Consider the following 22,796-nt stretch of genomic DNA (forward strand, 5'->3'; position numbering starts at 1 on the left):
TCGCCGGCGGCTCCACTCTCCACGTCAGGACGGCATGATCTTGCCCGCGCGTTTATCGAGGAACGCCTGGACGCGCAACTTGGCCGCCTCTTCGCCTTACGCCACTGCGGACGTCAAGGCCTCCATGAAGAGCCCATCTCCTTGAGGCAGATCGGCGATGCGTGGCAGCGCTCGCTTGATCGCATAGTTCGACAGTGGCGCGTTGCTGGCGATTTTTGCCGCCAGTTCCAGCCCTCTTCTGAGCCCATCCGCGGCGCTCACGAGGTAGTTCGACAGTCCGATGGATTGACCCTCCTGGGCGTCGAAGACCCGCCCCGTCAGCATCATGTCCCCCATGCGGTTGGCGCCTATCAGCCGCGTAGTTCGGGCCGAGCTGCCACCGCCGACGAAGATCCCGCGCTGAGCTTCCGGGAGTCAATAGAACGTAGAGGATTCAGCGACACGAAGTTGGGCTGCACTAGCGAGTTCCAGTCCGCCTCCGACGACGGCACCATGCAGTACGGCGATGACGGGGACGCGTCCGAATTGGACCTGGTCGAAGGCCGCGTGCCACGCACGCGAGTGCTGAATGCCCTGGGCTACGCTTCGATGCGATCCGACCGCTTGATGCCTGAGACAAGCCACCCAATGTCGCAGGAGCTAGGACTGCAGCGGGCCCGGAATTGCCGTCGAAGGGCAGACCGGGGAATGCCGTTCTGCAGCGCGCAGGTCAGATTGAGCCGGTGCGCAAACAGTTGGCAGAATGTTCGGCCGAAAGCCCTCACATGAAGAATAACCAACTCAAAGCCTTTGTCGCCGTAGCCGAACAGGGCACCATTCGCGCGGCGGCTCGGTTGCTGTCGCTTTCACAGACCGCGGTGACGAAGTCGTTGCGCGAGCTAGAGCTCGATCTTCAAGTCACCTTGCTACCTCGCAGTCCCCATGGGGTGCGCCTCACCGACGCCGGATTGGAGCTTTTGCGCCGCGCCAAGCTCATCCTGACAGAAACGGAGGAGGCGCGCGCGGCGATTCAGAATCTGCGTGGTCAAGGTGCCCACCGCGTTGCCGTGGCAATGACACCGGCTTTTTCCATGCTGTGCCTCCCGGATACATTGCAGCGCTTCCGCACCCGTTTCCCAAATGCGCGCTTGAGCATCCGCGACGCGTTCTTGTCGCAGTTGCTGCCGATGTTGAGGGAGGGCGCTATTGACGTGGCGATCACCGCTGTATTACCCGAGGTTTTGGGGGCCGATCTGGCATTCGAACCGGTGGGTCGCTTAGCAATCGCACTAGCAGGGCGTCCCGGTCGTTTCGGTCCCGGGCCGCATCGCCTCGCTGATCTGAGTGATGCCGCGTGGCTGCTGGACGACTCGCGGGTCGGGATCAGCGAGGCAATACGTCAATGGCTCTTGCGTCACCAGGTGCCCATGCCTCGACATGTCATCGAGTGCCCCTCTTCGATGGCTGCATTTATCCTGTCGACACAGACCGATGCCATCGCACCAGTTCCAAAGGCCGCGCTCTCGCTGCCTTGGTTGGCCCCACTGTCGCAGGAGATCATCTTGGACGAGCCCCTTCCGACGGTCCCTATTGGCATCGTCGTGCGCAAGGACAGCCGCCTGGATGCAGCGGCTACATGGTTCGTCGAGAGTGCACGCCTTTCATTGCGCAGTATCGTGACGAGCAGTACCGCCTAGCATTTCAACGGGCGCCCAACACGCATCCGGGATTGAGCATGTTGAGCGGGTCGAGTGCGACTTTGAGCTTCGTCATCAACTTGATGGCACTGGCGGACTTGTAGCTCCGAAGCTCGCCAGTCTTGAGGCTTCCTACGCCGTGCTCGGCAGAGAACGACCCGCCGAACCGTGCCACCTGCTCATAGACGACATGCGTGATGTCGCCCTGAAGCTTTCGCAACGCGCTGCCATCGCGGTCGGCTTCTGCCGCCTGGACGTTGAAGTGCAGGTTCCCGTCTCCCAGATGGCCGAAGTCGATCAGGCGAAGTCCGGGTGACAGCCGGGCGAGTTGCCCCTCCACGTCGGAAATGAACTGCGGGATGGAGGAAACCGGCAAGGAGATGTCGTGCTTCAGATGTGCCCCTTCATCGGCTTGCGCCAGCGAGATCGATTCGCGCACATGCCACAGAGCGCGCGATTGGGCGATGCTCTCTGCAATGATGGCATCGGTCACCACCCCCTCTTCGAGCGCGTCGCCGAGCATCTCCTCAAGCAGCGTGCGCGCGTGCGCTTCGGACTCGTGGTCCGAGACTTCCAGGAGCACGCAGTAGGGCGAGGACTGCCACAGCGGGACTTGCTGGTGCGGGTAATGCTTGGCCACCAGGCCCAACGCTGCCTGATTCATCAATTCGAACCCGGTGAGCGCGCTTCCGAGGCGACGTCCCGCGAGCTTGAGCAGATTCGTGGCCGAGTCCGGGGTGGGCACGGCGACGAACGCGGTCACGACTGCAACAGGGCTGGGGTACATCTTGAGTGTGGCTGCAGTGATGATGCCCAGCGTTCCTTCGGAGCCGATGAAGAGATTGCGCAGGTCGTATCCAGTGTTGTTCTTGCGCAGGCCGGAGAGGTCGCTCCAGATTTCCCCGTCCGCTGTCACCACTTCGAGCCCGAGGCAAAGGTCGCGCGCATTCCCGAAACGGATGACCTGGGTACCTCCCGCGTTGGTCGCGAGATTGCCGCCAATCGTGCAACTGCCTTCGGCGCCGAGGCTCAACGGAAACAGAAAGCCTTCACCTTCGCAGTGTTCCTGCAGAATCTGCAAGATGCATCCCGCTTCGACGGTCATGCTCGCATTGACCGGATCGAAACGGCGTATGCGATTCATGTCTCGCAGGCTGAGGACCACCTGCTGTCCGCTTGCATCCGGTGTCGACCCGACGACAAGCCCGGTGTTTCCGCCTTGAGGAACGATGGAGACACCGGCCTCGGCGCAGGTGCGCACGACGGCGGCAACCTGTTCGGTCGAACGCGGACGCACCACGGCGAGTGCGCGACCTTGTCGAAGCCCGCGCCAATCGCGTTCCCAGGCGGTCAGATCCGCAGCGGCGCCTTCAGACGTCAGGACACTCGATGCGCCGACCACGGCGCGCAAAGCGGCGATGAGTTCGTTCTTCATGCTGCAAAGGCTCTCGACTCGATCCGATCGCCGAGTTCCGGCGCCTGGAAGGCATACCACTCGCGCTCCAGCCAGCCTGCAAAGCGCAGCGCAACCGGGTCCGAGAAAGCCGGCGCGATGATCTGCGCGCCGAAGGGAAGTCCTTGTGCATTGCGGCCGAGGGGAACGGCCGTCGCCGGCAGGCCCACGACACCCGGATACCCCGCCCAGAACAGCGAATCGGTGCTTTCCTGCGGCTGCCCGTTGACATCGATCATGCGTTCCCAGCGCTCGCCTTTCTGGTTGTGCGCAAAGGCGGGCGTCGTGGCGACGGGGCAGATGACCAGATCGAAATCATTGAAGAAGCTTTGCCATTGCATTCGGAGGCTGATGCGGCGTTGGTCGAACGCGAACCAGTCCCGATGCGTGAGGGTGCTTCCACGGTAGTGGCAGGCCCGGTAGCTCATGTCCTTCGGGTCCAATGCATCCGCCACTCGCCGGGCGGCTTCGTGGTCAGCGTCCTGCAGGAAGGCACCGGTTGCGGCGCGCACCAGGTGAAGGTAGACGCATCGCGATTCCTCGCTGTCGACGGGCCGCCGGTCTTCGCTGACGTGCGCCACCTTTCCGCGCAGGAACGAGGCCAACTGTCGGAGCCTGTGGACGATGGCATCGTCCACACGCGCCACGCCGTCGTCGGAAATGACGGCGATGCGCAGGCGCTCGACAGGCTGTCCGGCATCGCGCCATCGCGCCTGTCGCCATCCGTGGCCACCGAAGCTGCGCAGGGGCGACGTCAGCACATCCATGGCCAACTGAAGATCGCCGGCGCTTCGCGCCATCGGGCCGGCGACACCGATGTCCACGGAATCCATGCAGACCGCTCCGGGCAGTGCATGCCCGTGCATGGGCACCACGCCCCAGGTCGGTTTGTGGCCGTACACGCCGCAATAGTGCGCCGGGTTGCGGATGGATGCGCCGATGTCGCTCCCGAGTTCGAGGGACGTAAAACCTGCAGCCAATGCCGCAGCGGATCCGCCCGAGGAGCCACCAGGGACTCGTGTCACGTCCCAGGGGTTGTTCGTGGTTCCGTAGACCGGGTTGAACGTCTGCCAGTCGGCCAGCGAAACAGGGACGTTCGTCTTGCCGAAGATGATCGCCCCGGCGTCCACCAGACGCTGTACGGCGGTCGAATTGCGGTTTGCGACGTTGTTCCTGAACGCCGGGTAGCCCCAGGTGGTCGGCAGGTTCGTGACATCGAAAGACTCCTTGACCGTGATGGGCAGGCCATGCAGCGGGCCCAGGCTCTCTCCTCGTGCGCGCGCTGCATCTGCTTCGGCCGCTTGGCGGAGCGCGCGCTCTTCGTCGAGAACGACGACGGCATTGATCGCGGAATCGTTGGCCGAGATGCGCGCCAGTTGATCCTTCAGAAGCTCGACGCTCGAGATTTCTCGCTGGTCGAGGCGACGCAAGAGTCGGTGTGCTGTCGGGTGGTTCATGTGCGACTCCTCGGTCAGCGGTTGACCGCGTGCTTGGGCATCAGCAGCACGGCGGTGCTGCCCAGCGCGATGCAGCCGGCGAGGATGCCGAGTCCGAGCGTGGCGCTGCCCGTGGACGTGAACAGCCAGCCAAACAAAGCGGGGCTTGCGAACCCGGCGATCTGTCCGAAGGCATTGATGAAAGCCAGCCCCACAGTGGCTGCGCCAGCGGTCAGCACGGCGGTCGGCAGGTTCCAGTAGAGCGCGTTGGCGATCACGTTGCCGCAGATGGCAACGGTGCTCGCCACGAGCAGGAGCATTGGATCGTTCAGCGTCCAGGGCATCACCGCGAGACCGGCTGCGGATACGAAGCCGGGCAACGCACTGTGCCAGCGGCGCTCGCCCGACGCGTCGGATGTGCGGCCGAGCAGCAGCATTCCGATGGTGGCCAGCACGTACGGCGCAGAAATCATCCACCCGATCTGCACTGTGTCTTTCTCCCCCGCGGTGCGCAGCAGCGACGGCATCCAGAATGCCAGCGTGATGCCTGCCAGGAACGCGAAGTTGATGAACGCGAGCAACCAGACGATGGGTGACCTGAAGGCGTCGCGCACCCGATGGGCAACCGCGTGCCGCGCATCGCTGGCCACGCGATCCTGAAGAAGGCGTTTCTCGCCGGCGTTGAGCCACTTCGCATGGCCGATGGTGTCCGGCAGATAGCGCAGAGTGATCAGCCCCAGCAGAACGGCCGGCATGCCTTCGATCAGGTACAGCCATTGCCAGGCTGCCAGGCCCGCATGTCCGTCGAACGAACGCAGGACCCAGCCGGACAACGGGCCGCCGAAGATGCTCGACACCGGGATGGCGGCCATGAACAGCGTGATGACGCGGCTGCGTCGGCTGGCCGGATACCACTGGGTCAGGTACAGCATCACACCGGGGAAGAAGCCGGCTTCGGCCGCGCCCAGGAGCAGGCGCACGACGTAGAACTGCGCCGGTGTCTTGACGAAGAGGGTCGCCATGGACAGCAGGCCCCAGGTCACCATGATGCGGGCGATCCAGCGACGGGCCCCGAAGCGCTCCAGCAGCAGGTTGCTGGGTACTTCCAGCAGGAAGTAGCTGACGAAGAAGATGCCGGCGCCGAGCCCGAACACCGCTTCGCTGAAACCCAGGTCGGCCTGCATTCCGATCTTGGCGAACCCGACGTTGATCCGGTCTAGGAAAGCGAAGGCAAAGCAAATGAAGAGAAAGCTGATTAGGCGCCGCGTTACCTTGGCGTAGACCGCGTCTTCGCTTTCCGCGAGGTCGGGGGCGTTCAAAACGGGGGGCGCCGGAATGCTCGTGGCGCTTTGAAGTTGGGCCTGCGTGGGCATGATGTCTCCTGATTGGTGTCGCGAGAAGTCGTGTGCTTCGAAAGACACGGATCGTAGGGAGACCAATCGAGCGTCGCTACTGAGAAGTTTTCAGTGTGAAAACCAATGGTGTTCAGGAACGTAGTTGCCCACGGGGCGGGTAGCGCGGGGGCGGGGGCTGTCTTGAACCGGGTTCAATTTGCGCGACGGAGGCCTTGGATGATTGGAAGGTCGAATATGCGCTGTGCAGCGTAGGCCGACCTTGAAGCTAGAACCGCTTGGTTGCCGAGAGCTGCCGTTCCAGTTTGACGGCTGAGGAGATCATGGCCTCCATCGCGACGGACTTGCCGGCGCCCACCGACGCGCAGATCAGCGTGTTGCGGTTCTCCAGATGGATCGGCACGGGCATCAGCCCGACCATGATCGGCGCGAGGTCCTTGATGTCGGGATCGACCTTGCGGAATTCCTTGCGCCGGCGTGCGTTGCGAGCGCAGCGCGTGGGGGCCTGCCGGGCGCGCGGCACGTTGGCCTCGCGGATGCCCAGGCCCGTGTAGTGGTCCGGTCTCTTGGCGCGTCTGGCCTGGCGTCTGCGTTCTTTGAGCAGTGCGGCTCGCGCCTGGGGGTCGCGAGGCAGGTCAATCGCGCGTATGCGGGTCCGGCGAGTGTTCGTATGAGCTTCCATCTGTCGGTTCAGGTGAGTGAAGGTGATAGCGGCGGCGAGTTCAGAAGCGCGCGCACCGCCGAGACGAAATCGCACGCGCGCAGGTGCATGACCAGATCGATGAGGCCGCCGCCGCCCTTGCCGGCCCGCGTGTCGAACCATTGCAGGCCCGAGAGGACGAGCTCCACGACCTGGCCACAATCCAGGCTGACGTGGATGCGCTGAGTTGCCGACAGCTTTAGAGCACTGGTGCACCGCCGGCTGCCGCCGACCGCGAATCTGCGCCAGCTCGATCCCGCTTTCTCAATTGATGTGCTTGGTTGCGAGCCCCGCGACGCACCCGGCCTCGTGGGCCGTGTCGAACTCCTTCGCGTTCGGAGGGAACAATGCGGCTCTGGTCGCCGGGTGTCTCTCGGATTGATGCGCGGATGCTCTGAGGGGCTCTCAGTGACTATCGTGGAGCGCGCGAAGGCTGGAGCCCAGGAGCAATAGTCAATGTTGCCGGGCCCCGTCGTTCCCCCCCCTGCCGGTCTCGGCGTGGTTATTCCGGCACTCAACCTTGGCCGCCATTACCGCGTGTGGCCAAGGAACCAACCGTAGTCGCAATGTCCCGGCATTCAGCCTCTGCACAGCTTCACGTCCTAGAGTGATTCACGCGCGTCGAGCATGCCTCGGCGCAACCACTTCGGGAGGACGCCATGCGGACGATAGAAGATCGTGCCTTGCCGGGCTGTCAACAGGCACTTCTCGCACTGGCGCTCGGACTCTGCGGGGTGCCGGCGCTGGCCGGAGGCGGTCCCCTCGGCATCGACCACAAGCTGGCCTTCGACCAGAGTGGAATCTGGGCGCGGCGAAACCAGGAGGCCGTCGAATACGGTGTTGTCATCTTCGAGCTCGCCGGTGCGGTATGGCTCGGTAACGACGACGAATTCGGCCATACGCTGTGGCAGGCCATCGACGCGTCGGCGGTGTCTGCCGTTGCCGTCGAGGCGTTCAAGGTCGCCACGGGCAGGCCAAGACCCGAGTCGGGCGAAGGCCCGGACGCGTGGTTCAAGGGCAGCGGAAACCGGAGCTTCCCGAGCGGGGAAGTGGCCCTGCAGGCCAGTTTCATCACGCCCATCATCATTAACTACGCCCCACAGAACCCGTGGGTCTGGGCGCTGGAAGTCCTGCCGCTCTACGACGGCATGGCGCGAATGAAGAGCCAGGCGCACTGGCAGACAGATGTGCTCGCCGGATGGGCGATCGGAACGCTCACGGGCTATTGGGCGACACAGTACGAAACGCCATTCTCCGTCCGAATACTTCCACATGGACTCACTGTGGGGTACTCGAAGAAGTTCTAGCGTCGCGAAATCGAGCGATCTAGCCATAACAGAGGTCGGATTGCATGACAAAGACATGCGTCTCGCACAACGGGTGCAAGGGCTTGACCCGGAGGGTGCTTCATCGAGGACCGTTCTCCAGTTGAAATTCGATACTGGCGAAGATCAACTTGGCATGGCGGCACAGGAACTGAAGGCCTCGTCCCAGGTTGTTGCTCGTCACCATGCCGATTCCGATTGGCGTGTGATGAGGCTGTAGCATGTACCCTCCCGTCAGTCCTAGATCCGGGTCGCCGGTGCACTTGATGGCATGGGCGACGAACCTGCGGAAGACCGAGAAGTCCACCATGTGCTGGCCATCGCAGAGTGGCGGCTTCCGCTGCACCGTTGTGGCCCGACGGTGGGAAGGACCGACGAGGAGCAGGAGCGCATGGCAGAGAAGGTTGCGGCGCGATAAGGCCCACTTTTCGATCCCGATCTGAGAACACTGCGCGCGCGAAGGCGGTCACAAGAGGGCAGGGGGTCGGCCATCCCACGCCAGGTACTTGAGATTGCCAGCAGCCCCTCGGGCATCTCGGTTCGTACTTCTCAAGTCGGCCAGAAGCGGCCGGTCGACCCCGCCGCAGAATTCGCGGATAGCTGACGTTGACAAGGGCATGCAACCGTCAGTGAGCGAGAATTGCGAAATGGCTACTGCAAGGTCCTTCGAGACCACCGACTACAAGCTCTTCCCTTCGCCACGCAACGAGCACCGGGTAGTGTTCGAACACCAAGTGTTCGTGCCGCAGCCCTACGCGCTCATCGACCTCCCGAGTTATGCCCTGAAGGGCCGCTACAGCCTATTCGCCGCCTGCCGCCTCGCCGACGGCAAGATGGGCCAACTCGTGACCCTGGAACAGGCGGATGACGTCGCGAAGTTCAAGGCGAAGTTCGTTCCAGATTAGCCCCCCGCTGCACTTCTCGGATTCACCCTCAAGGCGGCGAACTCACCGTTGAACTGAACACGGGCTGGCGCAGAGGCCGCTTGAATGAGGTTGCGCCGTCGCGGCACCTTCTCCTGCCGTCGATGCCCCTGAGTTCCACCCGCCACGCACGACGGTGTGCGCAAAACCTTCAGGCGGCAGGCGCTACGAGAAGGCGCGGCCCAGTCGCTCTGAAACGAGTCGCTCTGCATCCTTGACTATCCGCTCGATAAGGTCCTGTATCGTGGGGATGTCGTGAATCAGGCCCGCCACCATGCCGCAAGACCACGCCCCGGCATCCATCTCACCGTTGCGCATCACCTTGGGATACACGCCGGCAACCTCGGGAGCGATGTCCGCGAAGTTGATGTCGGCGCCAAGACGCTTCTCCTTCTCGAGGATTCGTTCAACACCAGCGTTGTTGAGAACGCGCTCGGTGTTACGTAGTGGGCGCATCACCAACCTGGTGTCCAATTCCGTGGCTGCGAGAATCGCTTGCTTCACGTTCTCGTGCACAGGCGCTTCTTTCGTCGCCAGGAAGCGCGTTCCCATGTTGATGCCGTCAGCGCCCAGGGCCAGAGCCGCAACCAGTGACCTGGCGTCCGCCATCCCACCCGATGCGATGAAAGGGATGTCGAGCTCTTCGGCGGCGCGGGGCAGCAGGATGAAGTTCGGGACGTCGTCTTCGCCGGGGTGGCCGCCGCACTCGAATCCGTCGACGCTGACGGCATCGCACCCGATGCTTTGCGCCTTCAACGCATGCCTGACAGCCGTGCACTTGTGGATAACCTTGATTCCGGCTTCCTTGAGCGCCGGCATCCACTTGGCAGGGTTGTTTCCTGCGGTTTCCACAATCTTGATGCCCCCATCGGCAATCGCCCGGATGTAGCCAGGATAGTCCGGGGGCTTGACGGCAGGTAGGAACGTCAAGTTGACGCCAAATGGATTGCCGGTGAGCGCTCTGCACTTCGCTATCTCGTCCGCCAGGGCGGCCGGCGAAGGCTGTGTCAGCGCCGTGACAAGTCCCAGGCCCCCCGCGTTCGAGACGGCGGAAGCCAGCTCAGCCAAGCCGACAAAGTGCATGCCGCCTTGAATGATGGGGTACTTGATGTTGAAGAGCTCGGTGATTCGTGTGCGCATTCCTATCCTCGTGAGTTTGAGTGGGGCAGTCGTGGCCGCAGCCTCGTAGCGGAGGGAGTGACGCGGGGCGCCGCAACCCAACCGCGCATGTCGTTTTTCAATTCCGACTCAGACCGAGTTCGTCCAGGATTTCCTTCTCCTGCTTCATCGTGTCTATGGCGAACTTGTGGAAGTCGGCCGAGCTCTTGTAGTCGGGCTCCATGTCGTAGCGAGCCAGCACTTGCTTGAACTCGGGCTGCTGCATTGCAGTCTTGAAGGCGTCGTGCAGCTTGCTCACAATCGCCGGGTCCATTCCCTTGGGCGCGACCAGCCCCCAATGGGAGGTCTGGGTGATGGGTATCCCGACCTCGCGAAGAGTGGGTACGTCCGGGAAGCTTGCCATCCGCCTGTCTCCCCATGTCACAAGCAGTCGCATCTTTCCCTCTTTGACGAAAGGCGCCCAAGCCGAGGTTTCGGCTGCCGAATCGATTTGTGCACCCAGGAGCGCCTGTATCGTCTCGCCTGTGCCCTTGTACGGGATGTGATTGAGTCGGATGCCAGCCTTTCGTGAAATCTGCTCCATCGTCAGATGGTTGGTGGTCGCGACGCCCGGACTACCGTATGTCAGTTGTCCCGGCTTGGCCTTCGCGGCAGACACGTAGTCGGTCCAGGTCTTGATAGACGATGAAGACGGAACAACGATGCCGAAAGCGTAGCCGGTGAGCCCGATGATGTACGTCAGGTCCTTGGCGGGGTTCCACTTGATGTCGGTCGTAAATGGAAGGCGATAGATTCCCAATGATGCGATGCCCAAGGTGTATCCGTCGTTCGAAGCGTTTTGCAGCACGACTCCGGGCAAGGTGCCCCCGGCACCAGGTCTGTTTTCGATGATGACTGGCTGCTTGAGAGTCTTGGAGACAGCCTCCGCGAGCACTCGCATGGGTGCATCGGTTGAGCCGCCGGGCGCGAAACCGATGACGATTTTGATGGGGCGCGTCGGATAGGCAACGTCAGCGGTGGCCGAGACACCCAGGAGGGCCGAAGCCGCGATGGCCGCACATGCGGCGCGACGAGTTTTGAACATGCAGTTTGTCTCCTCTAATTGAATTTCTTTCAGGTGCGCGTCGCCTGTTCCTCGACATCACGTAGGCGGTCTTTGCCAAAGTACATCTCGCTACCGACGAAGAACGTCGGCGACCCGAAGGCTCCCCGACGAAACGCGTCCTCGGTGTTGGCAAGCAGCCTTGCCTTGACCTCCGGTGTCTGGCTGGCGGCAAGAAGCGCTTCCGGGTCGAGTCCGGCTTCTTGGAGTTCGGCTGCAATCACCCGCGGGTCGTCCATCTTCTTCTCGCGCTCCCACATGCTCGCGAACACAACGTCGACATAGCGCTCAAAGCAGCCGAGGGTCTGGGCCGCCACGGCGCCGCGCATGAGTTGGAGCGTGTTGACGGGAAAGTGGGGGTTCGACCGAAAGTCCACCAACTGGTGCTTACTGACGAAGCGCTTGAGCTCCAGCTGGTCATAGGCTCGCTTGAGGGGAATCGCGGCGTTCGATTCCGCGGGGGAGCGGTTGTTGGCGAGCTTGAACAGCCCCCCCAAGAGGATGGGCACGTACTCGAAGGTGATGCCGGCGCGGGCTTCAATCCCGGGAATCACTTTGTGGCTGAGGTAGGCATTGGGGCTGCCGAAGTCGAACAGGAACTGAACGCGTGTCTTGCTCATTGCTGGGATGTCCTTTGCTTGGGGAGGAATCGTTGGAACTGCGACAGGCGCTTCGATTACCAGGATTCCAGCCACGGACGAACCTCGGTCTCGTGTGTCCAGGCATCACGAGGCTGGTTGTGCAGGTGCCAATACAGGTCCGCGATATGAGCCGGGTCGACGATGCCTTCGCGGTCCTTGAGCGCGTACCTCTCCGGAAAGTTGGTTCGAATGAACTCGGTGTCGATGGCACCGTCGATGACGGGATGCGCCACGTGAATGCCCTTCGGCCAGAGTTCGCGCGCCATGCTTTGCGCGAGTGCGCGCAGGCCATGCTTGGCGCCGGCGAACGCCGCGAATCCCTCGCGGCCTCGCAGGCTTGCCGTGGCGCCCGTGAAGATGATGGTTCCGCGCCCACGAGGCAACATGGCCTTGGCGGTCTCGCGCCCCATCAGAAAGCCGGCGAAGCATGCCATCTCCCACACCTTGTAGTACACGCGAGCCGTGGTCTCGGCGATGCCAAATCGCACGTTTGCGCCAATGTTGAACACGGCCACCTCAATCGGAGCGATTTCGGTTTCAATCTTGTTCACGAGTGCGACCATCTCCTCCTCTTTGCGCGCATCGCTGCCGAAGGCGTGCGCCTCCCCTCCGGCGCTTTGAATCTGCTCGACGAGTGGTTGCAGCTTCTCTACATTGCGCCGGGTCATGCACGCGATGTATCCCTCGCGGGCAAACCTCTGCGCGATGGCGCCGCCAGTGGCGTCACCGGCTCCAATCACAAGAATGGCCTTCTTGTCGGTCATATGGTCTCCAGGGGTTGTTGAACGGAATGCAAGTACGGACAGCCGGCAGGCATGGGTGCGCGGCGAGGCGTCGACTAGGCAGACGGCTGCTCGGCTTCCTTGGCTAGTTCGTGCTTGAGAATCTTCCCGGCAGTGGTGGCCGGCAGTGCGTCCTTGATGCGGACTTCCGCGGGGCGCTTGTAGGGGGCAAGTCGCTGACCGACGTAGTCGGCAATTTGCTCGGAAGTCGCTTGTTCGCCTTCGCGCAACTGGACGAACGCAACGACTTCTTCGTTTCCTGGAACCTTGCGTCCAACGACTGCGCATGCTGCAACCGCCGGGTGGGTAGCCAAGACAGCTTCGACTTCGGGGGGATAGACATTGAAGCCCGAGCGGATGATGAGCTCCTTGGTGCGGCCTGCGATGTGCAGGTAGTCGCCATCGAAGCGAGCGAGGTCGCCCGTGTTGAACCAGCCATTCGCATCGATAACGCCTGAGGTCAGTTCGGGCGCTTTGTAGTAGCCGAGCATGACATTCGGGCCCTTGACGTGCAGTTCGCCGACTTCGCCGGATGGCACCTCGGCGCCTTCTTGACCGACGAGCCTCACGTCCACGCCGGGAATCACCGGGCCGACGGTCGTATCGGCGCGCGGGTCGCCCATCCGAGTGAATGAGATGGTCGGCGAACATTCGGTGATGCCGTACCCGTTGTGCAGCGGCAGACCAAATGCGGCTTCGGTTTGCTGCTTGAGCGTCAGGTCCAACGGCGCGCCGGCGACGCCGATGGAGCGCAGATTGGGGCATTCGACCTCGCCAGTCGACGCCTCGAGCAGACGCTGGTACATGGTGGGAACGCCTTGGAACCGGGTAATGCGGCCGCTTTTCAGGGCTTGCAAGGCAGCCTCCGCGGCAAATCGCGGCACCAGTTCAAGGCAAGCGCCGGACATCAACGTCCCAATGAGCACCGACGAAAAGCCCACGATGTGCGACATGGGCAGGACCCCGTACACGTGGTCATCGGGTTCGAAGCTGCGCAAGATTCCGCCGATGGCTGCGGTGAACATGACGCTTCGGTGGCTGAGCATCACCCCTTTGGGCGCGCCGGTCGTGCCGGAGGTATAGATGAGAGCGCCTACCTGGCTGGCAGCGTCCTGAGAAACGCGCTCAGCCAGCGCGTCCGTCGCCAGAGCGCTTACGGCTACGGAGCCAAGGCCCGGGATGACCTCATTGCGAAGTTCGAGTCGCTTGGCATGTCGGGCGGCCTCGCTCGAGGTCGCGGATGTGCACAAGACTGCTCGTGCGCCGCTATGAGTGCGGATGGCATCGACCTCGCGCTCGCTGATGCGGGCGTTCACCACCAAGGGCCAAGCGTCGACGCCGCCTATTGCCAGAGCCAGCACCGCCAGCGCGATGGAGTTCTCTCCCAGAAGCATGACGCGGTCGCCGGGCTGTACGCCCGCGCCCCTGAGCCACCGCTCGCTCTCGGCAATCGCGCTCGCCAGTTCTGCGTAGGAGAGCGTGCGAGTGCCCTCGAGCAACGCAGGGGCGTCAGGTGAGCGCTGCGCCCACGGAAGAACGACGTGGGACATCCGACGGGGAAGGGACTCGAGCAGCGCAACAGGGTTCAGGCAAGCGGGCGGCATCAGACTTTGTCTCCATAGTTCTATTTTTGAACTTACTGGAGGTTAGGTTTAAAATCTGAACTCGTCAAGCACAATGTCGAAACATGAAGTGGAACGACCTTGAACAAGAGCGCTGCTCGGTTGCGCGCACGGTATCGGTCATCGGTGACCGGTGGACTCTGCTCGTGCTGCGGGACTGCTTCCTGGGTGTCCGTCGGTTCGACGAGTTTCAGGAGCGACTGGACATCTCGCGCCCCATGCTTGCTGACCGCCTGGGCAAGCTCGTCGACGCGGGTGTACTCAAGAAGGTGGCCTACCAGGAGTCGCCTCCGCGTTACGAGTACAAGCTGACGCAAAAGGGGCTGGACCTGCACCCGGTACTGATGGCCATCGTGCATTGGGGCGATGTTCACATGGCGGGGAAGGCCGGCCGGCCCTTGCTACATCGGCACGTCGGATGTGGTCATCTGTTCGACCCCGTCACCGTCTGCTCCGAATGCAATGCGGCGTTGAAGGCAAAAGACGTTGCCGTGGAGCGGGGGCCCGGCGCGTAGCTCGCAACGGTGCGCGATAGGCTAGCAGATGCTGCTCGCGTTCATCCGCAGCCAAGGCGGGCCGCTCCTCAAGCGTGGAACTCGCGCAGCTTGTCCTTTGCACCTGAGCACCGGCGGCAACCGGCCCAGGACCAGACATCCGATGACTTGAACCATAGTGTCAAGAAATAGCCTAGAAATACTCAAAATGATGGATTGGGTCCCATTAGTCTTCGTTACGTTCAAGGTTCTCGTGTTCGGCACGGGCATGTTCTTCGCCATCAAGTGGCACTATGAGCGAGGGAAGAAGGGGAGGGAGAAGCAGAGCGCGGTGCTACGCGCGGGCGGCAAGGTGGCCGCAGTCTTCGTGCTATCGCTCCTGGGCCTCTCGCTCCTCACCTTCGGCCTTAGCAGGATGCTCGGCTTGGACTTGACCTTCGCATGATGGAAAAGAATAGTCGGCCGTTATCCGAATGCGGCCAGTTCCGGACCTTGGTGACCGCGACAGAATCTGCTCCGAAGCAGTCGTCTCAGGCTTAGTGCGCGTCATCAGATTTCGAATTGAGCCGAGCATCCATGTCCTCGATCTCCGACACCTCTACCTAGCGACCCTGGTCGCCCGCATGAGAATGGACTGAGGAATCTTGACCCCAAGCTCGTTCGCCTCCTTGACGTTCACCACCAAGTCGAACTCCGACGGTTGTTCCATCGGCACGCTCGACGGCGCCTCACCCTGGATGACCTTGGCCACGTAGATCGCCGCGCGTTCGAAGAGCGCATTGATCGACACACCAAACGATGCAAGTCCTCCCGCGTCGACATGCTGGCCGAGGCCGAAAACCGCCGGTACCGCCCGCTTGCGCAATTCGGTCAAGAGACTCTCTCGACCGGGGAACATCCGCGGCGAAATCAGGACGAGCATTGCGTCGCTCTTCGAGGCGCGTGCCTGGTTCACGATCGGTCCTTAGTCATAGGGGTAGTCGCGCAGCTCGAGCACATGTAGTTCCACTTTCAGTTCCTGCCCACCTTGCGCGCGGCGTCGATCTGGTCTGCGGTGAACACACCCGAGATCCCTGCGATGCGTCGTGCGGCGGGCAACAGGTCGTGGAGCGATTCGAGCCGCTTCGCGGTGGCCTCGATCTGTGGGCGTGGACGCCGGTGATGTTCCCACCCGGCCGGGCGAGGCTCTTGACGTAGCCTCGCGCCACGAGTTCGCGCGACAGCGGCGCGAGCCGTTCCAGCTTTCCCTTGGCGAAGGCCGGATCAACGATCAGGTTCTTGCCATCGACATATCCGAGTTCCAAGAGGCGATGCTCGAACACAACGTAGAACGACGCGCTGCGTGCGCGCGCACCGGGCGGCTGCGCGCGGCCGCCATTGATTGCTTTCGGGCTCGGTATTTCCCATGCCCTGCATCAATGCAACTTCTTGTAAGTGAACCCGCTCTGCAGTGTGGCGCTGTGTCCGTCTGCATTGGTTACCACGACATCCACGGCGCCGGCCGCGTGCGCCGGGACGGTTGCCGTCAGCCTCGTGCTACTAGAGAAGACGACATTGGTTGCGGCGACGCCCCCAAAGGCAACGGATGCGCCAGGCGCGAATCCGCCTCCCTGCAGTGTCACCGTCGTTCCTGCCGATCCAGTGCCCGGAGCGACGTTCTTGAGACTCGGGAATGTACTCTTTAGCCCGTAGACAGCCACCTGGCTCGACCAGCTCGCCTGATAGACCTTCCCATTGACGACGAGCGGGGGCACGAACTTCGCAAGGTTCCCGAAACCGTCGCTTGCCGCGTTCAAGGTCGTATTCCATAACTCATTGGCTACGTTTCCGGCGTCATAGGCATGCAGCACACCGCCAACAGGAGGATTGTTTTCTGCATCACCGCCTGCGGCCGTCGTTGCCCAGAGCACACCACTGCCCGGCGTGTCGCCATTCGCGGACAGTGTGAGGAGGCCCCCCGGGAAAATCTGGTTGGTGGCGCTGCCCTGCGCGCTGGGATTCGCCGCGAACGTGCGCCCATTGAAAGGGTAGGCCTTGAGTCGATCGTTCACTCCCCAGTTATAGAGAAGCGGGCCACCGTTTGCCGCCGAGCGCTGCCAGTACACGGGCCCACCCCGGAACTCGGAAGCGGAGATGTTCTGCTTCTGGACAACCTGGCTGTCCGTCGCGTTGTATTTGCCGAGATTGCTCGTGTCGAGAACGTACAGGTCGCCTGTCTTGCCGCCCCCCGCAAGAAGGCCCGTTCCGGGAATCAGCAGCGGACCGGAACTGGTGAGATCCAGATCCTGATTGTCCAGAGAGCTCCAATTGCCCGGGGTGAACCAGTCAACCAGCCTCAATCCGTTCGACGGATCGAGCTTGAGCACGCTCTCGCTGAAGTTGTTGACGCCGTCATAACCGCTTCCGTAGGCGTTGCCCACAAAGGCATAGACGAAGCCCGCGCTGTCGACCACCGGTGGCCGTCCCGATTGCCAGACTCCACCGCCTCGGTTGCCGGTCGTGACGGTCGCGAAGACACCGCTCTGAGCCAGTGTCGTCTTGTCGTAAGCCATCATCCATCCAACATAGCCGCCGGAATATTCCAATTCGACCGCGCCGAAGCCGAAGACGACCTGGTTGCCGGAAAGCACCAGCGAGACACGCTGTGTCTGGTAACGCCCGTCGAACGTCGAACCGCCATAGGTCGCGATGATCTTGACGCCGGAACCCGGTCGCAGCGCGCCGCTCGTGATGTCGATAGCGTGGAGCCGGTACACCATCGTGTTGCTTTCGAGGGTGCATGCGATCAGGTACATCGTGTTGGTGGACCGATCGATGACCGGCGTGCTCAGGATGCCCAGATTGCCCGTGATGTTGCGATTCCCGGAAAACGTGAAGTTGGCGATCGGCACCGGCGTCGCACCGACGGAAGTCGCAAGATTGACTGTCCAGAGCGGTGCGCCGGCGATGTCCGCGTCAAATGCGTAAAGCGAGTCGCTCATCGTCGCGACGTACAAGACGTTGTGCACCCCTTGGTTCGCGATGGTGAGGCCCGGCACATACAGCGGTTGTGCGTAGATGACATCGTCAACGGGCAACTTGAACAACATGCCGAAGTTGCTTGAATTGACGTTCGCCGCATTGAGCACGGTCTCCGAGAGATTCGCACCCGTCACGCCAGGATCGTATCCACGCTGGAGGACCGGAACTTGCGCGCTCGATGGCAGGGCGAACAGGAGCGCGAGGGGGATTGCCACCAACGCCAGCGCCCGAAGGGTACACAAGAGCCGTTCTGTCCGAGGCGAACGATTCGGCAACGAATCGCTGGGCAAGTGTGCAGCCATAGTATGTCCCCTCGTGTCGCTATTTAGGAGAACTGCCATCGGTCGATCTTCCGGGGCACTCCCAATCAACAATGGGCGAGCAGCAAAGTGTGCCGGAACGCAAGAAGACGTCAAGCTGCCCTCTGAACATGGACGGATGTCCGTCAGGATTCTCAAGGTCGCGCTGTGTTCTGAAGGTCCGCTTCTATGAGGACTGGTTTGTCAAGGCGCGCCGGTCATGGCGGGACCTTTTCGTAGCAGCCTATCGACCTCGAAGGGCCGACGGTGTGCATGTGCGACAACCACCGTGATCCAAGGTCGGGGACGTTTGGAAGTTCGAGTATGTGTATTGGCCGGGACATGATCTGACACATGGTCGGATTCGATGATGTGTGATCAGTGGTAGGCGATGAGTTTCTCCTTGGCCAGGTTGAGGGAGTCGAGGAAGGTGCGCATGGGTGTCTTGCCATAACACCATCGACCTTGATGCTCGCGCTGGTTGTTGTACAGGTCAAGCCAGGCGTCGAGGTCGGCCTGCAGGGCATCGTTGGTGTCGTAGATCTTCTTGCGGAATGCGATGCGGTAGAACTCGTTGAGCATGGTCTTGTGCAGGCGCTAGACGATGCCGTTGGTCTGAGGCGATCTCGCTCGCGTGCGGGTGTGGTCGATGTCCTCCAGCGCGAGGTACAGCTCGTACTCGTGGTGCTGCGGGTTGCCGCAGTACTCGGTGCCGCGGTCGGTGAGCACGCGCAGCAGCCGGATGCCGTGCTGGTCGAAGAACGGCACGACCCGATCGTTGAGCAGGTCTGCTGCGGGCAGCGGTGTCTTGCGGTCATACAGTTTGGCGAAGGCGACCTTGCTCGATCGACGGCCGACCGGTGTGGCTGTAGAACGAGGCAAGCTGCTCGCGCAGGTTCACTGAGATCAAAGCACTGGTCGATTCCCCTCAATAGATGGTTGCTAGGGACGTGATCGTCCAAGCAGAAACTGTAGAAGAGCCTGTCCTGAACGCCGCCTCGCTGGCCCAGCATCTGGCTGCACTCCTCATCGATCGAGTGCTTCAACAATAGATCAGTGTGCGCAACTTGCCATCGGGTTTTTCAACACAATAGGCCCAGAGCCGAATTTCGAATCGCGCCTTGGAACTTCCACAATACGTGCCCAAGCTGTCGTTTGATTCGCACGCGCGGCCCTATGCACGTGGCCCCCGGGCCAATCACAAAAGCTTCAGCGCTTGGCGTGCTGGTAGCCGACCCGCTGAACTGGCGTCAACGCGCCCAAGCTTGGCCATGCCAGCAGAACGCCTTGCCCTTCCAGCGTGCGCTGGAAGTCTCCGAGCAAGTCTTTGTCTGCGCGTACCGCGCGCAGCGGTTGCTTGCGTGCGAGTGAGAACGCGGCCAGCGTGCCGGCTGCTTCACCGATGCTCCATTCCGTTGCGTGCTCGCGGTACGCGCCGTTGGTGACGCGTGTGGTTCCCAGGTTCTTGCAGGCCGGGAGCAGGTTCTCGACGCGCACCGGCAAAAGAGCGCCGAGCGGGATCTGGAATGGAAAGGAGTCGATGTCGACCGTGTTGCGGCCACGCGTGCTGGGGTGCAAATCGATGCGATAGGCACCAATGCCAACGCTGTCGGCAAAGCGCTCGGCACCGGATTGCCCTGGTCGCGCCTCCACGCCGATGTGCTGCTCCAGCACGGTGAACTCGGCCTGGATGCGGCGCCCTTCGCGAAAGTAGGCCTGCTTGGCCAAGCCATCCATCGTGCCCAGAACGTCGCCACGCAGTCTCAGGCCGCGGTAGCCGTAGCCTCCGTCGTGGCGCGGTGCATCGGTCTGCATCCAGTAGAAGAAGGCGAGGCTGAACTGTCGCGCTTCGGCAAGGGCCAACGCTTTTGCTTCGGCGGACACGCCAACGACCGGCTTTTCCCAATAGTCCATCTGGGGCCAGTTGGCCAGCGTGATGTCGCTGGCGTAGCTGCCCGGCAGGAAGTTCTGCCGGTACGCGATGCGTCGCGCGTGCCACAGATCGTAGAGAGAGTCGGTATCGGTCGGCCCAACGAACAGCGGGCGTTCGCGCGGTTGGTGCGTGACGAAGTCGCTCAGCGTCCAGCTCAACTGCGGGCCAGGCCAGCAGTCGAGTTGCAGTGTCTTGAGACGGTCGTAGTCGGCTGGCTTGTCGATCGTGTGGTCCTCGTCGGGCAGGTAGTCCGCAGCCAGGCACCATGTGATGGCCTGTTGATCGAAAGGATCCGCTTCGGGCAGCGCGTGCAATTCGTTCGTCTGCGACTGGGCCTCAGCGCCGAACACGTGCTCGACATTGGCCATTTCGAGCAGGTCGCCGATCTCCGTGGCGTCGATAAATATTGGTGCAGTCAGTACGAGCTCTTTCTCGTCATCCAGGCTGCGTAAATGCACCGTGCGGATGCGATCTCCATCGGTCTCGGCTTTCACCATGCGATGCTTGCGCAGCACGGTGACTCGGCCGGCCGAAACGTGCGGCGCCAGGATTTCGTCGATGGCCTTCACCGCGACCCACGGTTCGTGGCACAGCGAACTGACGTTGCCTTGACCGGGATTGAGCCGCACGCGCGCGCGCGCTGCGTCCGTCAGCGGCATGTGGCGTCGGTAGTAGTCGCGGATCGTTTCGCGGAACGTGGCGTAGCTCTGCGAGGCCGTCAGGTACTCGATCCAGGGGTATTCGTCGGGGGGCACGGCCTGCGAAGTCAACTGGCCGCCGAGCCAGTCGAGCTCCTCCACCAGGATGACCTTCGCCCCCAGCCGTGCCGCTGCCAGCGTGGCGGAGACCCCGCCCAGGCCACCGCCGATGATCACGACGTCGGCAGTTCGTTCAGTGGCGTTCATGATGCGGCTCACTCTGCTTTGATGCCGAGCTTGCGGATCGCGTCACCGTAACGCTGCGTTTCGCTGGCGATCAGCTTGCCGAAATCGGCAGGACTGCCGGGGGCCGCCTCGACGCCGATGTTCTGGAGCTTGTCCTTCGTTTCCGGATCGCTCAGCACCGCGTTGATTTCCTTGTTCAGGCGCGCGACCACCGCTGCGGGTGTGCCAGCCGGTGCGAGGACACCGAACCAACCCGTCACCTCGAACCCGGCCATGCCTTGCTCAGCGACCGTGGGAACGTCGGGCAGCACGCTCGAGCGCGTTTTCGTGGTCACCGCGAGGGGACGCAGCTTGCCCGCCTTGATGTGTGGCAGTGCGCTGGACGGAATGTCGAAGCCCAGGTCGACCTCACCAGACAACAGGGCCGTCAGGGCCGGGCCGGACCCCTTGTACGGCACCATGACCATATCAACCTTCGCCTCATTCTTCAGGAACTCGGCGGCCAGGCTCGTGGTGGTTGCGCCGCCGCCGCCAGCTGCGTAGTTGAGCTTGCCCGGGCTCTTGCGGGCCGCATCGATCACGTCCTTCAACGTCTTGTAGGGCGCCGACGCCGGAGCCACGATTACGACCGGCGAAGCGCCTACTTTGGCGACGGGCTCGAAGCTCTTTTGCGTGTCATAGCTCAGCTTCGGGTACAACGCCGCGCTGCCCGCATGCCCGCTGGTGACCATCAACAGCGTGTAGCCATCTGGCTTCGACGCGGCGACTGCTGCCGTCGCGATGGTGCCACCCGCCCCGGGCTTGTTGTCGACGATGACGGGTTGGCCGAGCGAACTGCCGAGCTTCTGCGCCAACAGGCGCGCGAGGCTATCGGCCGAGCCGCCGGGCGCAAACCCGACGACAAGGGACACCGGCTTGGTGGGATAGGTCTGCGCCTGTGCGGTGCATAGGGCCAGCGCAGTTCCGGTAGCGAGGAGGCTTTTCAACAAGTGGCGAACGGCGGCGGTCATGGCATGTCTCTTTCGTGTGGGGGAATGGCACCGATGCTAGAGACGCCTCTCTGGCCGGTCCAATACCAAGAGCGGCGCAGGCTATAACATGGCGTTCTAAATAGGGGTTTCCACCGAACAACTTGTAGTAGGTCCCAGCGTGAATCTGCGACAGATCGAAGTCTTTCGGGCCGTCATGACAACCGGCTCGACGACCAACGCCGCCAAGCTCCTGCACGTGTCGCAACCGGGGGTCAGCCGGCTCATCCGCCATCTCGAAATCCAGCTGGGCGTCACGCTCTTCGAACGTCGAAACGCCCGTCTCATCGCGACGCCGGAGGCGCACACCCTGCAAGCGGAAGTCGACAAGGTCTATCGCGGCGTGCAGCATGTGCAGAACGTGGCGACCCACCTGCGCTTTGGCGACCACGCCACGCTGAGGGTGCTGTCGAGCGCCAATACCGCCCTGCAACTCGTGCCCGGCGCCACCGCCAGGCTGCTGCAACGCTTCTCCTATTCGAAAGTGTTTTTCGAATCCTTGCCGACGCGCGAGATCGTCCAGACGCTGGTCGCCGAGGAGGCGGATGTCGCGATTTCAAGTGCTCCACTGGACCACCCGGTGCTCGATGTGCGAGAGATTGGGCGATGGACGCTGCAGTGTGTCGTGCCCAAGGGCCACGCGTTGTTGGCGAAGAAATTCGATCTGGCCACGGCGCTGCGGCAGCGCCTGGTCATCTACAGCCCGGAAGCACCGCAGAGCCGGATCATCGATGCCTGGCTCGAGAAGTTCGGCATCGCACGACAGGTCGCGGTGGAAGTGCGATCGGGCTATGCCGTCTGTGCCATGGCGGCCAGCGGGGCGGGCGTCGCGTTCGTCGACAACCTGTCTGCGCGCGCGCATCGTTCGGAAGATCTTGCGCTGATCAAGATCCCTGACGCGCCGCAGTTCGCGATCTACAGCGTGACCAATGTCAACCGGCCGCCCTCGCAGCTTGGGCAAACATTTCTTGAACTGGTCGCCAGCGAGTTGGAGAGCATTTCATAG

General features: G+C 62.4%; 21 protein-coding genes and 3 pseudogenes. 6 read left to right on the forward strand and 18 right to left on the reverse strand.

Annotated features, from left to right (window positions below; all coding sequences use genetic code 11):
* Positions 1-96 precede the first annotated feature (96 nt).
* Positions 97-402 (reverse strand): annotated as a pseudogene (locus tag BLW05_RS36805) (enoyl-CoA hydratase-related protein); the annotation flags it as partial.
* 362 nt (positions 403-764) lie between these two features.
* Here BLW05_RS36805 and BLW05_RS18710 point away from each other — a divergent pair.
* On the forward strand, positions 765-1,676 hold the full coding sequence (locus BLW05_RS18710; protein WP_093164917.1) for a LysR family transcriptional regulator: 912 nt from the start codon (positions 765-767) through the stop codon (positions 1,674-1,676).
* Between the two features lie 4 nt (positions 1,677-1,680).
* On the opposite strand, the gene BLW05_RS18715 is transcribed toward BLW05_RS18710, so the two are convergent.
* From BLW05_RS18715 to BLW05_RS35970, 5 genes are all read right to left on the reverse strand, one after another.
* Positions 1,681-3,111 carry an FAD-binding oxidoreductase gene (locus BLW05_RS18715; protein ID WP_093164919.1) on the reverse strand — a complete coding sequence of 477 codons (1,431 nt, stop codon included), beginning with the start codon at positions 3,109-3,111 and terminating at the stop codon, positions 1,681-1,683.
* Positions 3,108-4,586 carry an amidase gene (locus tag BLW05_RS18720; RefSeq protein ID WP_093164921.1) on the reverse strand — a complete coding sequence of 493 codons (1,479 nt, stop codon included), beginning with the start codon at positions 4,584-4,586 and terminating at the stop codon, positions 3,108-3,110. Before BLW05_RS18720 ends, BLW05_RS18715 begins: the two co-directional genes overlap by 4 nt.
* A 14-nt stretch (positions 4,587-4,600) precedes the next feature.
* Positions 4,601-5,938 carry an MFS transporter gene (locus BLW05_RS18725; protein WP_093164922.1) on the reverse strand — a complete coding sequence of 446 codons (1,338 nt, stop codon included), beginning with the start codon at positions 5,936-5,938 and terminating at the stop codon, positions 4,601-4,603.
* Between the two features lie 247 nt (positions 5,939-6,185).
* Positions 6,186-6,674, reverse strand: coding sequence for a hypothetical protein (locus tag BLW05_RS18730; RefSeq protein ID WP_177142696.1), 489 nt, complete (start codon positions 6,672-6,674; stop codon positions 6,186-6,188).
* Positions 6,608-6,766: a hypothetical protein gene (locus BLW05_RS35970; RefSeq protein WP_177142715.1), complete on the reverse strand. Its 159-nt coding sequence runs from the start codon at positions 6,764-6,766 to the stop codon at positions 6,608-6,610. The genes BLW05_RS18730 and BLW05_RS35970 overlap by 67 nt, the downstream gene beginning before the upstream one ends.
* 510 nt (positions 6,767-7,276) lie before the next feature.
* On the opposite strand from BLW05_RS35970, the gene BLW05_RS18735 reads away from it, so the two are divergent.
* Complete coding sequence (locus BLW05_RS18735; RefSeq protein WP_093164925.1) at positions 7,277-7,924, forward strand: phosphatase PAP2 family protein; 648 nt, start codon at positions 7,277-7,279, stop codon at positions 7,922-7,924.
* Between the two features lie 100 nt (positions 7,925-8,024).
* Here BLW05_RS18735 and BLW05_RS36810 read toward each other — a convergent pair whose 3' ends face one another.
* Positions 8,025-8,252 (reverse strand): AraC family transcriptional regulator ligand-binding domain-containing protein, encoded by a 228-nt coding sequence (locus BLW05_RS36810; RefSeq protein WP_093164927.1) that lies wholly within the window; start codon positions 8,250-8,252, stop codon positions 8,025-8,027.
* A 337-nt stretch (positions 8,253-8,589) separates the two neighbouring features.
* On the opposite strand from BLW05_RS36810, the gene BLW05_RS18745 reads away from it, so the two are divergent.
* Positions 8,590-8,847: a hypothetical protein gene (locus tag BLW05_RS18745; RefSeq protein ID WP_093164928.1), complete on the forward strand. Its 258-nt coding sequence runs from the start codon at positions 8,590-8,592 to the stop codon at positions 8,845-8,847.
* A 183-nt stretch (positions 8,848-9,030) separates the two neighbouring features.
* Here BLW05_RS18745 and BLW05_RS18750 read toward each other — a convergent pair whose 3' ends face one another.
* From BLW05_RS18750 to BLW05_RS18770, 5 genes are all read right to left on the reverse strand, one after another.
* Positions 9,031-10,005 (reverse strand): NAD(P)H-dependent flavin oxidoreductase, encoded by a 975-nt coding sequence (locus BLW05_RS18750; RefSeq protein WP_093164930.1) that lies wholly within the window; start codon positions 10,003-10,005, stop codon positions 9,031-9,033.
* Positions 10,006-10,102: 97 nt separating this feature from the next.
* Entirely contained in the window at positions 10,103-11,068 is a 966-nt protein-coding gene (locus tag BLW05_RS18755) for a tripartite tricarboxylate transporter substrate binding protein (protein ID WP_093164931.1), read from the reverse strand.
* A 29-nt stretch (positions 11,069-11,097) separates the two neighbouring features.
* On the reverse strand, positions 11,098-11,706 hold the full coding sequence (locus BLW05_RS18760; protein WP_093164933.1) for a 2-hydroxychromene-2-carboxylate isomerase: 609 nt from the start codon (positions 11,704-11,706) through the stop codon (positions 11,098-11,100).
* Between the two features lie 56 nt (positions 11,707-11,762).
* Positions 11,763-12,491 carry an SDR family oxidoreductase gene (locus BLW05_RS18765; RefSeq protein ID WP_093164934.1) on the reverse strand — a complete coding sequence of 243 codons (729 nt, stop codon included), beginning with the start codon at positions 12,489-12,491 and terminating at the stop codon, positions 11,763-11,765.
* Between the two features lie 74 nt (positions 12,492-12,565).
* A complete protein-coding gene (locus BLW05_RS18770) occupies positions 12,566-14,059 on the reverse strand; it encodes a class I adenylate-forming enzyme family protein (RefSeq protein ID WP_256330373.1) in 1,494 nt (497 codons plus the stop codon).
* 137 nt (positions 14,060-14,196) lie between these two features.
* Here BLW05_RS18770 and BLW05_RS18775 point away from each other — a divergent pair, with 137 nt between their 5' ends.
* Both BLW05_RS18775 and BLW05_RS18780 read left to right on the forward strand, forming a co-directional pair.
* Positions 14,197-14,646 carry a winged helix-turn-helix transcriptional regulator gene (locus tag BLW05_RS18775; RefSeq protein ID WP_093164937.1) on the forward strand — a complete coding sequence of 150 codons (450 nt, stop codon included), beginning with the start codon at positions 14,197-14,199 and terminating at the stop codon, positions 14,644-14,646.
* A gap of 187 nt (positions 14,647-14,833) precedes the next feature.
* Entirely contained in the window at positions 14,834-15,070 is a 237-nt protein-coding gene (locus BLW05_RS18780) for a hypothetical protein (protein WP_093164939.1), read from the forward strand.
* A gap of 153 nt (positions 15,071-15,223) precedes the next feature.
* Here the strand turns inward: BLW05_RS18780 and BLW05_RS18785 are convergent, their stop codons facing one another.
* The 6 genes and pseudogenes from BLW05_RS18785 to BLW05_RS18805 form a co-directional block, all read right to left on the reverse strand.
* A complete protein-coding gene (locus tag BLW05_RS18785; protein WP_143044853.1) occupies positions 15,224-15,580 on the reverse strand; it encodes an ABC transporter substrate binding protein in 357 nt (118 codons plus the stop codon).
* Positions 15,581-16,040: 460 nt separating this feature from the next.
* Positions 16,041-17,861: an IPT/TIG domain-containing protein gene (locus BLW05_RS18790; protein WP_177142716.1), complete on the reverse strand. Its 1,821-nt coding sequence runs from the start codon at positions 17,859-17,861 to the stop codon at positions 16,041-16,043.
* A 462-nt stretch (positions 17,862-18,323) separates the two neighbouring features.
* Positions 18,324-18,788 (reverse strand): annotated as a pseudogene (locus tag BLW05_RS18795) (integrase core domain-containing protein); the annotation flags it as partial.
* Positions 18,787-18,958 (reverse strand): annotated as a pseudogene (locus tag BLW05_RS36480) (IS5/IS1182 family transposase); the annotation flags it as partial. The pseudogenes BLW05_RS18795 and BLW05_RS36480, both read right to left, overlap by 2 nt.
* A 196-nt stretch (positions 18,959-19,154) precedes the next feature.
* The gene (locus BLW05_RS18800) at positions 19,155-20,783 is read right to left on the reverse strand and encodes an FAD-dependent oxidoreductase (protein WP_093164943.1); all 1,629 of its coding nucleotides are present in this window, start codon (positions 20,781-20,783) and stop codon (positions 19,155-19,157) included.
* An 8-nt stretch (positions 20,784-20,791) separates the two neighbouring features.
* Entirely contained in the window at positions 20,792-21,772 is a 981-nt protein-coding gene (locus tag BLW05_RS18805) for a Bug family tripartite tricarboxylate transporter substrate binding protein (protein ID WP_093164945.1), read from the reverse strand.
* A gap of 139 nt (positions 21,773-21,911) precedes the next feature.
* Here BLW05_RS18805 and BLW05_RS18810 point away from each other — a divergent pair, with 139 nt between their 5' ends.
* Complete coding sequence (locus tag BLW05_RS18810; protein WP_093164946.1) at positions 21,912-22,796, forward strand: LysR family transcriptional regulator; 885 nt, start codon at positions 21,912-21,914, stop codon at positions 22,794-22,796.

The organism is Variovorax sp. YR216, assembly GCF_900107745.1.
Classification (GTDB): domain Bacteria; phylum Pseudomonadota; class Gammaproteobacteria; order Burkholderiales; family Burkholderiaceae_C; genus Variovorax.

Bases quoted from the DNA above. Each gene is read 5' to 3' on its own strand.
- BLW05_RS18805 (WP_093164945.1), bottom strand. From the start codon at position 21,772: ATGACCGCCGCCGTTCGCCACTTGTTGAAAAGCCTCCTCGCTACCGGA.
- BLW05_RS18720 (WP_093164921.1), bottom strand. From the start codon at position 4,586: ATGAACCACCCGACAGCACACCGACTCTTGCGTCGCCTCGACCAGCGA.
- BLW05_RS18770 (WP_256330373.1), bottom strand. From the start codon at position 14,059: ATGTCCCACGTCGTTCTTCCGTGGGCGCAGCGCTCACCTGACGCCCCT.
- BLW05_RS18780 (WP_093164939.1), top strand. From the start codon at position 14,834: ATGATGGATTGGGTCCCATTAGTCTTCGTTACGTTCAAGGTTCTCGTG.
- BLW05_RS18760 (WP_093164933.1), bottom strand. From the start codon at position 11,706: ATGAGCAAGACACGCGTTCAGTTCCTGTTCGACTTCGGCAGCCCCAAT.
- BLW05_RS18750 (WP_093164930.1), bottom strand. From the start codon at position 10,005: ATGCGCACACGAATCACCGAGCTCTTCAACATCAAGTACCCCATCATT.
- BLW05_RS18735 (WP_093164925.1), top strand. From the start codon at position 7,277: ATGCGGACGATAGAAGATCGTGCCTTGCCGGGCTGTCAACAGGCACTT.
- BLW05_RS18775 (WP_093164937.1), top strand. From the start codon at position 14,197: ATGAAGTGGAACGACCTTGAACAAGAGCGCTGCTCGGTTGCGCGCACG.
- BLW05_RS18745 (WP_093164928.1), top strand. From the start codon at position 8,590: ATGGCTACTGCAAGGTCCTTCGAGACCACCGACTACAAGCTCTTCCCT.
- BLW05_RS18710 (WP_093164917.1), top strand. From the start codon at position 765: ATGAAGAATAACCAACTCAAAGCCTTTGTCGCCGTAGCCGAACAGGGC.
- BLW05_RS18765 (WP_093164934.1), bottom strand. From the start codon at position 12,491: ATGACCGACAAGAAGGCCATTCTTGTGATTGGAGCCGGTGACGCCACT.
- BLW05_RS18725 (WP_093164922.1), bottom strand. From the start codon at position 5,938: ATGCCCACGCAGGCCCAACTTCAAAGCGCCACGAGCATTCCGGCGCCC.
- BLW05_RS18755 (WP_093164931.1), bottom strand. From the start codon at position 11,068: ATGTTCAAAACTCGTCGCGCCGCATGTGCGGCCATCGCGGCTTCGGCC.
- BLW05_RS18800 (WP_093164943.1), bottom strand. From the start codon at position 20,783: ATGAACGCCACTGAACGAACTGCCGACGTCGTGATCATCGGCGGTGGC.
- BLW05_RS36810 (WP_093164927.1), bottom strand. From the start codon at position 8,252: ATGGTGGACTTCTCGGTCTTCCGCAGGTTCGTCGCCCATGCCATCAAG.
- BLW05_RS18715 (WP_093164919.1), bottom strand. From the start codon at position 3,111: ATGAAGAACGAACTCATCGCCGCTTTGCGCGCCGTGGTCGGCGCATCG.